Origin of the sequence: Novosphingobium panipatense (genome assembly GCF_900182875.1) — a bacterium.
In the GTDB taxonomy this organism is placed as follows: Bacteria; Pseudomonadota; Alphaproteobacteria; order Sphingomonadales; family Sphingomonadaceae; genus Novosphingobium; species Novosphingobium panipatense.
In genome coordinates this window covers 23,568-36,837 of sequence record NZ_FXUI01000003.1, presented here as the reverse complement: position 1 = coordinate 36,837, position 13,270 = coordinate 23,568, and the positions used below count along the sequence as shown (strand labels likewise).

The following is a 13,270-nucleotide window of genomic DNA, read 5'->3' as shown; positions in this document are numbered from 1 at the left end:
CCCGATGGCGTCTGCCACCGAGGCCTTGTAGTGAGGGAAAGACGTTCAGTCCTCGTCGATGTCCGGCGCGCCCTCGTTGCTGCCCGAACGGCCCTTGGTGAGGAAGTCGACCTTGTCGGCGATGATCTCGCAGCCGTAGCGCTTGGTGCCGCTCTGATCCTCCCACTGGGTGTAGTGGATGCGCCCTTCGACCGTCACGAGCTGTCCCTTGGTGCAGTACTTGGCGACGTTCTGGCCCAGGCCGTTGAAGCAGGTGATCCGGTGGAATTCGCTGTCCTTGGCGGTGTAGCCGTTTTCGTCCTTGTAGGTCTTGCCATCCTTGCGGGCGGGACGGTCGGTCACGACCGAGATCGATGTGATGCTGGTTCCACCCTGGGTGGTGCGGGTCTCGGGGTCGCGAGCGATGCGGCCAACGAGGATAACGAGATTGGTCATGGGCTTTCTCCTGATCGAGCATTCCGGGTCCATCCCGGCTGCAAAACCCGAGCAGAAGCGCCCCGCGGCGAAGCGCACCGAAGGGGAACCCGGAACTGGTTCGGGTGGTGCGGGCAGCCGGGCACAGCCCGGCAACTCGGCCGGACCTGATCCGGGTTGCGCGTCTCGACGGGGGGTGATTCAGGGACAGGTTTGCATCGAAGCCGGGCGGAGCTGGATGCCTTGAACAGGTTTGCCTTGCCTCGTTTCCCTCCGGTCTTGGCCGGATCATCCCTGCTGACCTTCCACCGGAGAACCACTTCTTAGATCATCGTACTGACCGCTCCTCCAACAGATGGCACATTCCTGGACGCACCTGCTTCGCCAGGGAGAGGCATATCGATCGTCACCCCTTCAGCGCCGTCCAAAGGGTTGCCGCGAAGCATCCAGGCCTGCGGCGTGATCAAGCGCGCCCAATCGGCAAAGGAGGGGATCGAGCCCAAGTCTTCGCGCACGTGCTGTTCGCCGACCAGACGCACCGGAACGACCCGGCCATCGGCATTGACGAGGGTCTCGCCGAACAGGGTTTCGAGCATGAATATCCCCTCGGCATGGTGCCGCAGCGCGCGGTGCCGTGGGTCTGCCAGGATTGCCTTGGACTGGTCGAACCACTGGTGCAGCGGGAGATAGTCATCGACCGTGCCGCCCCATTTCCGGACCGACGAGAGAGCGTGGTAGTAGCAGTGGGCCATGCTTGATCTCCTAGAGCTCGGTCGAATGATCATCGGTGGCGATGAAGCGCAGACTGCAATCGAGCACGAAAGTCGCCTCAGTCACATCAATCACCAGTTCGCCGCAGGCACCGTCGTTGATCTCCCAGCCAGGATGGTGACGTTCGAGCGCCAAGTAGGTCAGTTGTTCGAGTGCATGCCCGAGTGATTGCGGCTCTCTGGAACCGGTACGATCAACGCTGTCTGCTTCGCCTTCCAAGAGGGTCACATCCGGGCACGGGATCCCCGCGCCGGCTGCATCGAGGCATGCACATTCTTCAACGGCACCGCTGTCGCCGCAGCCGTCAAAGCGGATCTCGACACGGGCGATGCTGGCATCCTGCAAGCGCGGAAGAATGGAGACCTTGAGCTGCTGAATCTCTTCAGCAACCTGCATCTGCCGCTCGGCCTGGCGAACGGCAAAGTCGGCCATCACGGCCTCGATATCGATCATGGAATACCTCCTGTAGAAAGGAGCCATCGACCATTCGCTGGCTCCAAACCACCGGCGCGCGCCTTTCCTCTGACGGACGACGCCAGCGCCGACGCGGCGCTGGCGCGAGGACTGGCATGACCTCAGTCAGTGGCTGCCGAAGTGCTCTTCGGATTGGTGCCAAGGGGCCCGCGCCGATCGACCACGGTGATCCGCCGGGCCTTGGCTTCGATGACCAGACGTTCAAGCACGCCATTGCCTGGAAAGGCGATGACGTAGCGCGGATCGAGGGAGAGCATCCGCTCGTTGCGCTTGAAGCCGGCACGGGCGCCGAGCCGCATGTCGAGCGAGAACGTGACCTGCGGGATGCCGCGCCGTTCGGCCCAGCTCGATGCCAGGCGGTCGACGCCCTTGGTGTCGCCGCCATGGATGAGCACCATGTCAGGCACGCGGTCGCGGACCTTGTCGAGCGTTGCCCAGACGTTGTTGCCGAAGGTCAGTGCATCGTCCTCGGTCGCATGACGGGTGCGCCCGCCAGCGAAGACCACAGGGGTTCCTTCGGGCACCGCCGCACGGCGCTTGGCCTCGGCACGGGCGCGCAGGAAGTCGCGCCCTTCGACGAGTGCGGAAGTCAGCATGACGCTGTGATTGAAGCGAGAACTGGAGACAGGCTTCCACGATGACCCGAACTCGTTGAGGTAAAGGGCTGCTGCGACCTCGCGCATCTCTTCAAGCGCCAGCATCGCACTTTCGGCGCATTGCGCCCGCTCGACCTGGGTCTCGAGTTCATGGGTGTGGACCTCGGATCCATCGGCCGTAGCAATCAGCGCGCGGACCTCGTCGGTCGCCCGGTCAAGGGCCGTCGATTTGCGTTCCGCCGAGCGGTGGAAGACGTTGACGAAGGCCCAGCCAAGATCCTCGGCGTCGGCTTCAAGAGCGGTCCCGGACACCATGGCAAAAAGATCGGACCAGACCGCTTCGAGGGTTTGGACAACCGCCTCCCGGACCGGGAAATCGGTTGTCGATACGGGAGCAGGACCGATGGAAAAGCCGGCAAGATCGAGCCCGGCGAGTTGATCGGCAAATGACGTGTGCATGGGGAAGTCCTCCTGACTGGCATGAGGCCGACGCACCTGTTCATGGCTGCGCCAGCGAGAGCCCGTCAGGGCCAGCTTCAGGCAGGATTGCGCACCCGTAAGGGGGAACCCGTCTTGGCGGGCTGGCGCGGGCAGGCCTTGAGCCCGAAGGGCCAAGGCCAACACGGGCCCGCCCAAGCCGGGTTGCGCAAGACTGGCGGCTGGCCCAGGTCCTCTCTCGCATGGCGACAGACCATGAGCGGCTGGCAAAGTGCAGTCAGGGATGGCAACCCAACGCCGCGACCAACCAACTCACAGGCCTCAAGCTGCGCGTTTGGTGTAGACCCCCTCGCCGTTCGACATGTGCCCGAGGCAATCGTAGTCGCCAAACACGGCATCGAAACGGGATGCGATCTGTGACAGCCAGCGCTGTGCCCGCGGTGAGCGGGCCGTGCGCCAATCGGCGTCCCGATAGGCTCCGTCATCGCGTTCGACGATCCAGACGGCCACCAGCCCGCCGTAGACCGATACGCCGAAATCCGCATAGGCATTGCGCATGAGGATCCGGTCCTCGCGTCCGCGCCAGCCGTCGTGCGGGATCAGCGACGGGAAGGCTTTGGCGGCCCGCTCGCGCAGGTCGTCACGCAGCCATTCGTACTCGAATTCCCAATCGTCTTCGGCTTCGACCTCAAGCACTGTGAAGGCGACGATTGCGCCGCTGGGATAGCTGACTGATCGGCCCATGGCATGCTCCCTCAGGCCGCGAGCGCAGCGTCGTCTGACGCGTCGTCAAACTGTTCGGGCATGACCCTTCCGCCAAGCTTCAGCAGCAGGGTCGACGCCTCATCAGCCTTGGCGGCAGCGGTCAGAATGGCGCGATCGTCATCCTTCAGAAGCTTGAGCCAATGCTCGATGTAGCTCGCGTGGCTGTCGAGATGTGTGATGGGCAGGCCCAACTCAGCGCCGAGCATGGCGCTCGATAGCTCGGCTACAAGTTCTTCGGCGGCATAGGCCGCCGTGCCGAAGCGGTTTTTGAGATCACGCCCCAGACGGCTGGCATGGCCGGTCCAGTGCGACAGCTCGTGGGCGAGCGTGGCATAGTAGTGGTCGAAGCCTGAAAACAGGCTCGTCGGCGGCATCGTGACACGATCCGCAGTCGGTTCGTAATAAGCCTCGCAGCCCTGGTGGCGCAGATTGACGGGGATGGCGGCGAAGAAGGCGTCGAGTTCGGCCTCGCGCCCTTCAGGCTGAACCAGCTCCAGCGTTGCAGCCGGATGGAAGCGCTCGGGCAGACCTTCGACCTGATCGGCATTGAAGACCGGATAAGCCTTGAGCACCCGGCGGGCTTCGTCGGTCTTTTCGCCGGTATCGGGGGCTTCCACCTCCTTGGTGTAGCTCTTGTAGAAGATCGCGATGGTCGATTTCTCACCCTTGCGGACCTGGGCACCGAGCGATTTTGCCTGGTTGTAGGTCATCCAGAACGGCGAGGCGTAGCCGCACATGTCGGCGACCATCCACAACCAGAACACGTTCATGCCCCGGTACGGAATTCCGCATGCCCGCAAGGGCCGGGAGACCGGGACACCGCGCCACGGCTTGATCCACGGCTTCGTGCCGGCTTCCAGACGCGCGATGATTTCCTGGGTGATACGGGTGGCGGGCGACAGGCCGCCGCCCTGCTCCTTGCGATAGGCCATGATGGTTCTCCTGATTGAGGCATCTGGACAGTCGGCGATCGGCTCGCCGGTCAGTGCCACAGGTTCCCGAGCCCCCTCTGCTCTACTTCCAAAAAGGAAGCGGCCCTCCGGCGTAAGCCGAAGGACCGCTTCTCGAGGTACGAGTGGCCGAGCCTGTCAGGAGGAGGTCAGGCGGCCAGCTCGCGGGGGGTATGAGTTTCCTCGTCGACACCAGTCCCAGCGTCAGCTGCGTCGATGTCGGATTCGCCAGCCTCAGGCGCAGCGGAAGAGAAGCGCATAACCTCAGGGACCCAAGCCAGAGCCTTCTCGCGAACCTCGATCTCGGTGATGTAGGTGCCGGCGAACACGCGCTCGGCGCTCATCGCGAGATCACCCTTCTTGACCGAGGCAAAGCGCGAGGAGAGCTCAAGACCGCCGACATCGGTCAGCGCATCGAGGATCACCTGCTTCGACACCCGGTCAAAGTAGTTGGCGGCTGTCGGGCGCCACCACTGCGCCATGTCGATGCCGATCAGGCTGCCGAGATGGTCCTGGAACGGCAGCTGTCGCTCACCGGACATGTTGAGGCTTGCCTCGAGCGACCGGGCTACGACATAGCCCAGCCAGGCCGCGCGACTGTCATCAGGCAACGCGCGAAACAGGTCAAAGCGGGAAGTCGCATCGGTGCCCGAGCGCCAACTTTCGTCGAGACTGGACCTGAGCTCGGCAAGCGCGCTGCTCGTCGGCGCATCCTTGGCTTCGAAGCCGATGATCGGGCCTGCCGGAACAGGCGCACGCAGCGTGGTTGCGGCGCGCGCGCGCCAGTCGTGGGTGTCTGCATCGGCGAGCGTGAAGACCATGACGTCGAGCGCAAGTCCGGGATCAGAGGCAACATGCAGGGCCAAGACATCGCGGCGCTGCATGGCGAGCTCGTCGACCAGACGCTTCGACAAGGTCGTCCGGCGCCTGTCCGAACCTTCATCGCCGGCAACGACTTCGATCTCATCGTCAGCTTCGGCGGGTTCAGCCTGACGCTCGCCGTAGAACACCGGCTGGAGAACCGGCGTGCCATCGCGCGAGAGCACCAGGATCATCCCTGCCTCGGCCTTGAGCTCGGGCGCGATGACGGGCGGGCGGGCACGAATGTCCTGACACTCGCGTTCGATCGCCTCGATCGCCGCTTCGGCGGCTGCCACAGCCTCCTCGGCACTGTCCTCATCCTCGAGGATCGCCGCATGCTCGTCATAGGAGGCATCGAGTTCGTCGAGCCGCGTCAACTCGGCTTCGGTCAGCGGCGCAGGATCGGCAGGAAGCCGGACCAGCCCTTCGACCAGGTCGTGGCTGGCATAGGGATCGAGCGTCGGCTTGACCCAGGCAAGACCCTGCTCGGCGGCGAGGACCTTGGCCTGTTCTTCCATCTTTGCCGCGGCGAGGCTCTCGAGCAGCGCCACATCGACCCAGGATTCGCTGTCGTCGTTGTCGAACAGCTCGCGCTCGATCCGGCCGCCGGCAGCGATATAGGCGTCTCGACCAACGAGCCGGGCGCGCGGATCGCTGCCCCGGACAGTCCCGGACAGGACCATACGCCGGATGCTGTCGGGATTGGGCGCGTAGTAGGCCGAGGAGACCTGCTCAAAAACGCGAGCCTGGATTTCCTGGTCGGAAGTCGCACCAAAGGCCTTGGCAATGTCGAGGGTGATTTCCCCGGAAGCCAGTGCCTCGAACACGACGGGCGCAAGCGTCGCGAGGCGCAGACGGCCCTCGACGAAGCGGACGGTCAGGCCGAAACGGCGCGCAACGTCTTCGACGGTCGCACCGCCTGCGACAAGCGCGGCAAAAGCCTGGGCTTCATCGGCCGGGTTCATGGCGAGGCGGTGGAAGTTCTCCGCGAGGCTGGTCTCGACCGCAGCTTCGGCACTGTCTTCGAGCACGAGGCACGTGACTTCGTGATCGCGGGCGAGGAGCTTTCCGTCCGCGAGCGCCAGCATCGCGCGGCGGCGGCGCTCGCCAGCTTCGACTTCAAACTTGCCCTTGGCGCCAGGCCGGACAATGAGATTCTGCAATAGTCCATGGGCTGCGATGCTGGCTTTGAGCTCGGCATCGGCAGCTGGATCACTGTGACGGCGGACATTGCGGGGGGACTGAACGAGTTTGTTCAGCGGGATCGACTTGATCATGGGACACACTCCTGATTGTGAGCCCGGTGCATCGACCTTCGACGCCCAAATGGCTCAATCAGGGCAAAGCCAACTCCCCTCTGGGGCGTTCGCAGCAAACCTCCCAATAGCAACGGGCTATGACGAATGGCCATGGTCGGGATTTTGCTGCCGTTTCACGGCCACCAATTGAACGACAGGTTTAGCCATAAGCCACCGTTCATTCGCTGGACTCAGAATGAGCGCCATGTTGGACGTTCCGGTTAGTTCGCTTGGCCCTTGAAAGGGACCGGGAAAAGCCGTTAGCCCGCGCCGGGCGCCACCATCGTGATGTTTCTCGGATCGATGAGCAATTTCAGACCGGACAGTGTCGCCTGATCCGCCCCATATTCCTCCAAATCATCGACTTTCCGGCGAACATCGAGGGCTTCGAAGCGCGTCGACCGATACTTCCAGTCTGGATCTTCGGTCTTGGTGAAGAAGACCTTAGCGCTAAAGGTTATGCTGCTTCCGGCAAACGACGCCGAGTTGAAATACAGCCCTTCCGGGGGGAGCGACGTCTCTTCAATTCCAAATGATTGGAATTCGAAGCGAGCCTCAGACTGTGGGTTCAGCAAGATGTCCACGGCCATCCGTGCTTCCTTCGCCTCCCAGAAGGCATCGAATTGAAAGCAATCGGTGGAACGCATGCCAGCATTCGTGAGCAGGCGCATCCACCCGTCTGCAAATACGGATATAATTGGAATTTCTTCGAGGTATGGCCCCGTAATGGGTTGGTCGACCGGGAATGTGATTGGCGGGATCCGATGGTTTCCGGTGATCGCCAAGGTCGCTCGGCCCGTCGCCATGAGCGTGAGAGCACGAAGTAGCTCCGCCCACTCCGTAAGGGTACGTTGCACATCATCGATCGAGCCGACGCTTTCGAACTTTAGGCCAGTCGGTGTCAAACGTAGGATGAAGTCTGCGGAGCGGATGAGGAGTTCTGGTCCATTTAGCTCCGCCAATGGCGGTCCGATGAACATCTCGCCATCGAACCGCGCCGCCTGCGCGAACCCGGGGCCTCGGATCGCGATCTCGCATGATCCGAGCGACGGCGGCGTCAGTCGAAGTTCCTCGATGTCGTCGAATAGCGTGCCTTGATACGGAAGGCGGATGCCGAAGCGGCTATCGTAGACACGCAAACGGTGCGGTTTCAGGGGCGCAAGACCGAGCAGCAGGTTGGCGAAATGCTCCGGACCCTCGATCTGGAGTAGCGCCTCGGCTTCGAACTGGCCGTTCTCATAGCCGAGTTCATCGAGCTGCCGCTGCTTCTCCGCGGTATAGGCGCCTGGATCTTGTCCGCAGGCGGCCGACAAGGCCGCCGAGAGGCCAGCGGCAGTCGGCTCGAAACGCTGCCCGACTTTCTCATAGTCATAGCTGATGTCGACACGATTGATGTCGTGCGCTTTTCGAGCCTCCGCCAATCGCAATCGCTTGAGCACCCGGGCGAGTTCGTGGCCGATTAGATGGACGAGGTAGGCCGACTGGATTTCACCATCGGCTCGCATTCGGAAGACGATGATCAGCGCCGGCCGAGGATCCTTGGCGAGGCGATCAATGGCGGACAGACTGAGTCGGATGCGGTTTCCGGTGCGGCCGAGCGTCGACTTCAGTTGGACCCGGGCGGCATTGGTCTGGCGCCGATCGAGCGGCAGCGACGATTGTCCGCCTGATCCCATCGGGAATTCCACGATGAAGTCCCAGCCCATGATGTCGACGGTGCTCTTGTTGCAGAAGAGCACCGCGCGTTCGCAAAGCAGCTCGAACTGGCGCTCGCCGATGCGGCCGATCCGATCGGATTCCAGCTCGGGGTCACTGTCATGTCCTCCGTCGGCGTCCTTCGTGGTCATGTGCGCGCCGACATATGGGCGGCATCGAGCCGGCGGTGGATGAGCGATACGATTGTGAGAAGGTCTTCGGCATCTTCCTTGGACATCGCCCAGTGGATGCGCGCCTCATGCGCAGTGGGGTTTCGGAACATGCCGAAGGTGCCGCGGACAAGATTTGCGAACCCGCTTTGCTCGCTTCGCTGGCTTGCGGTGGATAGCGGGTTGATCGCAAGCATTGGCGTACTGCCGGCCAGGGTCCGATCGACGAGCGTAGCGCCGTCGTCGGAAAGCCCTGTCTGCGACCGCATCTTGTCAGCGACGCTTTTGACCGCTTCTTGCACCGCATGGAAGTAATTGTCGGCGAGAAGCTCGGCGCGGCAGAACTTCAGGACGTCGGGGTGCACACCGCGACCTTCAAGGTCCGCTCGCAAGTCGCGAGCGCGCCGTTGAGCCTCGGGTAAGGTCTGGGCGACATCCGCCGATTTCAACTCGCCGGACTCATCGACCACAAGTCCTGCGAATGCCAACGCCAGGTTTAGGCGAGCCCGCATAGGCTCATAGCGGTGCGGCTCGCGGCTGTAACGCGCCGGCTTCATGGCGAGCCGGATGAACTCAAGGATGTTTGTGCGGTTGCGTTTGGTGTTTTGGCATACCGCGAAGGCGTTATAGATGCGGACGCGCTTCGTCATAGGCCCCGGATCGGCAATCTTGCACGACGCAAGCAGGTGCTCGATCTCTGGCCCGGTCAGGCCTTCTGCAGTGTCGCCAAGCGCGCCAGCGATCGCTTCCAACTGATCTTGTGAAAAGAACGCCATATAGGCCTCACTGACTGTAGGCGAGCCGCCGCAGGAAGGTCCTGGCGGTGACGAGAACGACATGCAGGCGGAAGGTGCTGTGGTCTTCATCCGAGAGGCCCGGATGCGAACCCTCTGTGTGAAGCATTTTGAAGAGGCCGTTGACGTAGTTCTTGCCGTCCTGGGTCCACTCGTTGCGATCCGTGGCAAGGAAGCCGATCTCAGCGAGCAAAGCGCGCCGGTTTTCTGAGCTGGGCCGTTGACCCGCTTCCTGTGGTCGCACGTTGCGCGCGATGTCGTCGAACAGACTTTCCAGGAAGGTCCGGAGTTGGCTGTTGCAAGCCGCCCAATCGCCGCGGGTATGCGCTTCGATGGCCTGGTCGAGATGACCGAGAGGAGTTGTGAAGCCGAAGGACTTGAGAAGCTGATGCACCTCGTCGTCCGTTTGGGGGAGCTGGATGTCGCCGGGCAGTGCCGCGCGGATGGACGCGTTTCGCCCGTAGTCGTCCCACGTCAAAACGTATCCATCACGCGCAAGGCCACGTGCGAAGGCTGTTTGCAGAGCGTGCGTAGCGTGGCGCTGCGCTAGCTGCGCGGCTTGCCGGATCACCGCCTCGCCCAGGGTCATGCTGCCTTCGAGCGTGTCGAGCACGGCGTCGGCTCGTTGCACAACGATTCGGCCCAGCAAGGCGCACTTGTTGGCGACGCTGAGGGAGGTGCTGGTGGAAATCTCGTCCTCCAGGCCGAGGCGGAGGACCATCTGGTTGAACCGTGCCTGGCTGTGTTGCTCCAGCAACTCAACGGCGGCGATCAGCGTGGGTCGGGTGAACGGCACAGATCTCATGCTGGGGACGCCCTATTTGCATAATCGTGCTTCATGTCGCCCCCGCTCAATAACGGAACCCGAGGAGGCTTCCGGTCGGATCAGTATCGGTGAGCCGGAGGCGGACGAGGCTCTCGTAATCGAAGCCTGACGTAAAGTCGCGCACAGGCACCATGTCGGTGTTGAGTGTGCAGATGTACTGGAAACCGTGTTTTGCAGCCATCGCGGCGGCAAGTTCCAAAGCATGGGCGCGCTGCCGCGGGTCAACACCGTCAAAAATCGTGCTGTCGTGGATCAGGAAGTCGATCCCGAGACCACGCTGGCGCGCAAACGAGATCAGCATGAGATCGTAGCAGAAGATTTTCATCTTGCTGATGCCCTCGCTCGGGCTGCCCGCGATCTCAACGTCGAATTTGTAGCCAGTGTCATCTATATCGATGACCAGGCGACCGGGCGACTTGTAGAGGTTCTCCGAGAATTCCGAGAAGAGGCTGAGGGCCTGTGACCACAGCGCACGCCGCTCTTCATAGTCCAGGGTTGTCGCGCGTTTCAGCTCGACGGTCTCGACCTTGATCGTGTCCGCCTTGGTGGTCATCTGACGAAGCTGGGTGATCCTGTTGGTGAGTTCGTCGACCTTCAGCCGGGTGGCTGCATGCAACTCCTGTAACTGCGTAAGTTCCTCCAGCGCACCCTGTCCCGCAAGCGCGCTGAGGTAGTTGGCACGGCGATCCGTGAGGGTCGCGATGTCGGCCTCACGCTCGCTGACGGCAGCTTCCAGCGCGGCAATCTCGCCGGCGATGAATTCACGGCGATTGGCGATGATCTGGGCATTGAATGCCCGCGCATCCGCCAGCGTCTTCTTGACGGCGCCAGGCAGGGCGATGCCCGCCTCGCCGTAAAGGGCTTCCAGACGGTCTTCCGTCGGAGCGTCCTCGCTAACCAACGAGTCACGGTAGCGATCGAGCCGGCGCTTATCCACGATATTGGCGTTGACCAGGCCATGGATTTCGCTGGTCAGAAGGTTCGCCTGACTCTCGATTTCACGGTACTGTGGAAGAACGCGAAAATTCGACAGCGCCTCGCGTTCACGCTCAAGCTGGGTTGCAAGGCGCAGGCGCTCGGCTTCGAGTTCACCGAGCGAGGCCAGTTCGCCGTCAACGGCTCCGGTCTTGATCGCCTGTTTGAGCGCATCGAGCGCGTTCTTTTGATCTTTGAGCTGCTGCCAGGTCGCGGCCTTCTCCCAATTCAAGCCGAGAAGGAAAGCATTGTGGACCTGAATGTCCCAAGTCTTCTGATTGTCGAAATGCTTGAAGGGGATGTTGTAGGCGGCTGTCTGGTTGCGCACGAAATAGGAAAGCAGCGACCGCGCCGAGGGCTTGTATCCGGATTCCGCCGACAGACCGCTAATACCGAATAGGGCCCAGGCAAGAACGGCTCGCCATTTCTTGGCGTCGAGACCCGGAACGCCTTCCTTGTTCGGCGTTGGCCGGACAGGCCAGTCCTCGGCGGCTCCTTCGATCGCGAAGAATCCGGGCGTATCGGTCGCCCGCGTCACGGCGACCTCGCGGCCGGATAGGGAGAGTTCCAGCGTGAACGCCCAACCCTGCAAAGCCTCGATGCGAAGCCCTTTCCCGGGTGAGGTATTGCTGGCGAGGCAGAAATCGATGATCTCGATGAGCGTAGATTTGCCCAGGGCGTTCGTCGTGTCCTTGTCGCCGGCCGAGGTGGATCGGTCGGCTAGGATAAGATTGACACCCGGCTGAAGGAGCGCGGTGTGAAAGCCTTTCTGGTTGGCGCGAACAGCTCTAATCATGAGGCGGTCCTGACGATAAGGCCGTCTCGGATCTCGATTGCACCGATCAGATAGAGGAGGTTCGAGGCCAGCACGAACCGCTCGAAGTTCCCGACGTTCGGTTCCGTGCGCAGATGCTCCCACAGGCCCGAAACGGTCATAGGCATGCCGAGATGCGCGAGCAACGTGGCGCCGACGCCGATCAGCGCCTCGTTCTGCGGGATATGTTTGGTCGGAAGAATCATTTTTCAAACACGTCGCAGATTTCGAAGAGATAGATCAGAACAGCGATGCCTGCGGTCTTGTCGGCTTGTCGACGGAGACCGCGCTGGGCAAAGGCGCACATCAGCTCGAAAAGCTCGTCGCCCTTTTGCCCCTCCTTCCGGCGAGCATAATATTCTTCGAGGAAGCCGGCCTTCAGCCGTTCGGGAAAGTCAGGATCGAGCTGCGCTTCGGCCTCGACATAGTCGCCAACGGTGGCTCGCGAAGTCAGGCCCGCAGCGATGATGTGACGAGATCCATTCGAAAGCGCGTTCTTTTTGATCTTCTCGTCCGGCGCGAGGAGATCGAAAGAGCCATTTGGAGCCGGCGCTTGGCTCGCGACCCAAGAGACGGCGTTCTGCAATTCGGGAAAGGCGACGTCAGCAAAGGCCTCTTCCATGGCTTGGCGGACCTGATTCTCGTGGCTTTCCTTCAGTTGCAGAAGGGTCGCGGCCGGCCAATCGGCCTCGACCTTGTCGATGATCGTGTGGTGATCGGTGCAGAGATAGATAAGGTTCCGGACGTTATCGCGCTCGTCATCGGTCATCGAGGCGTCATAGCGGGCCGCGGTCGGTTTCTCGCCACGGATGTGGGCCGCTTCGCCGACATAGGTGTCGTCTCCCACCTGGGCGTCGTAGGTGAGATGCTTGCCGCACTTCGGGAAAGCACAGACGCCACCACTCCGAAACGCCAGGATGATTCTCGTTGGATAACTAGCGCCCACGGCGACCGCCGATCTGCGCGCGCGTGCGACGGCCTCGGCCCGCAGCCTGCGGAGGAGTAGCGGCATCGCCGAACTGGTGAATCCGCAAGGTGGGCCGTTTAGGCATCGCGACCGTCAGTTCGAGTTCTCCCCCCATGGCCTCGACATAGCTGCGAAGCGTGGAGAGATACATATCAATTTGCCGCTCGATCTGAGAGGCCGAAGGGTGGTTGATGTTGAGGGCGGAGGCGATCTCCGTATGCGCCTTGCCGGCGATCTGCCGCTGTTCGCGCCGGCCTTCCACCTACATTCGTCAGTCGCGCTGAACGACCGCCTCAGCCACTGCCCTTTGGCTGTTTGGACCGCCATTATTACTTCAGTTTTGTGGGTTCCGGTCGGCATGACGATGGTCGCCGGCTGCTTGTTGATGCTCTAGTGAGTGCCGATAGCGTGCAGAGCGCGTAGGTGGATTCTTGTCGCCCATTCGATGTCCTGCAGGACCGC

The 13,270-nt window shown here is 62.1% G+C and carries 14 protein-coding genes; all 14 read right to left on the bottom strand.

Translation table 11 applies throughout. From position 1 onward, the window contains the following. Positions 1-45 precede the first annotated feature (45 nt). Positions 46-435: a single-stranded DNA-binding protein gene (locus tag QOL62_RS05495; RefSeq protein ID WP_007688363.1), complete on the bottom strand. Its 390-nt coding sequence runs from the start codon at positions 433-435 to the stop codon at positions 46-48. A gap of 302 nt (positions 436-737) precedes the next feature. Then, positions 738-1,166, bottom strand: a complete 429-nt coding sequence (locus tag QOL62_RS05490; protein WP_283405508.1) for a DUF6915 family protein — start codon at positions 1,164-1,166, stop codon at positions 738-740. A gap of 10 nt (positions 1,167-1,176) precedes the next feature. Next, positions 1,177-1,638 (bottom strand): DUF6878 family protein, encoded by a 462-nt coding sequence (locus tag QOL62_RS05485; protein WP_283405507.1) that lies wholly within the window; start codon positions 1,636-1,638, stop codon positions 1,177-1,179. Positions 1,639-1,760: 122 nt separating this feature from the next. Beyond that, positions 1,761-2,714 (bottom strand): DUF2493 domain-containing protein, encoded by a 954-nt coding sequence (locus QOL62_RS05480; RefSeq protein ID WP_283405506.1) that lies wholly within the window; start codon positions 2,712-2,714, stop codon positions 1,761-1,763. 300 nt (positions 2,715-3,014) lie between these two features. Beyond that, a complete protein-coding gene (locus QOL62_RS05475) occupies positions 3,015-3,437 on the bottom strand; it encodes a hypothetical protein (protein WP_283405505.1) in 423 nt (140 codons plus the stop codon). Between the two features lie 11 nt (positions 3,438-3,448). After that, positions 3,449-4,390: an ArdC family protein gene (locus QOL62_RS05470; protein ID WP_283405504.1), complete on the bottom strand. Its 942-nt coding sequence runs from the start codon at positions 4,388-4,390 to the stop codon at positions 3,449-3,451. A gap of 167 nt (positions 4,391-4,557) precedes the next feature. Then, on the bottom strand, positions 4,558-6,546 hold the full coding sequence (locus QOL62_RS05465) for a ParB/RepB/Spo0J family partition protein (RefSeq protein WP_283405503.1): 1,989 nt from the start codon (positions 6,544-6,546) through the stop codon (positions 4,558-4,560). 281 nt (positions 6,547-6,827) lie between these two features. Beyond that, positions 6,828-8,273 (bottom strand): hypothetical protein, encoded by a 1,446-nt coding sequence (locus QOL62_RS05460; RefSeq protein WP_283405502.1) that lies wholly within the window; start codon positions 8,271-8,273, stop codon positions 6,828-6,830. Positions 8,274-8,410: 137 nt separating this feature from the next. Further along, entirely contained in the window at positions 8,411-9,208 is a 798-nt protein-coding gene (locus tag QOL62_RS05455) for a TIGR02391 family protein (RefSeq protein WP_283405501.1), read from the bottom strand. 7 nt (positions 9,209-9,215) lie between these two features. Continuing rightward, entirely contained in the window at positions 9,216-10,031 is an 816-nt protein-coding gene (locus QOL62_RS05450) for a hypothetical protein (RefSeq protein ID WP_283405500.1), read from the bottom strand. Positions 10,032-10,077: 46 nt separating this feature from the next. Further along, entirely contained in the window at positions 10,078-11,823 is a 1,746-nt protein-coding gene (locus tag QOL62_RS05445; RefSeq protein WP_283405499.1) for a DUF2326 domain-containing protein, read from the bottom strand. Then, positions 11,820-12,047: an ABC-three component system middle component 6 gene (locus QOL62_RS05440; RefSeq protein ID WP_283405498.1), complete on the bottom strand. Its 228-nt coding sequence runs from the start codon at positions 12,045-12,047 to the stop codon at positions 11,820-11,822. Before QOL62_RS05440 ends, QOL62_RS05445 begins: the two co-directional genes overlap by 4 nt. Next, on the bottom strand, positions 12,044-12,787 hold the full coding sequence (locus tag QOL62_RS05435) for an HNH endonuclease (RefSeq protein ID WP_283405497.1): 744 nt from the start codon (positions 12,785-12,787) through the stop codon (positions 12,044-12,046). The genes QOL62_RS05440 and QOL62_RS05435 overlap by 4 nt, the downstream gene beginning before the upstream one ends. Beyond that, positions 12,777-13,070 carry a helix-turn-helix domain-containing protein gene (locus QOL62_RS05430; protein WP_283405496.1) on the bottom strand — a complete coding sequence of 98 codons (294 nt, stop codon included), beginning with the start codon at positions 13,068-13,070 and terminating at the stop codon, positions 12,777-12,779. The genes QOL62_RS05435 and QOL62_RS05430 overlap by 11 nt, the downstream gene beginning before the upstream one ends. Positions 13,071-13,270: the final 200 nt, after the last annotated feature.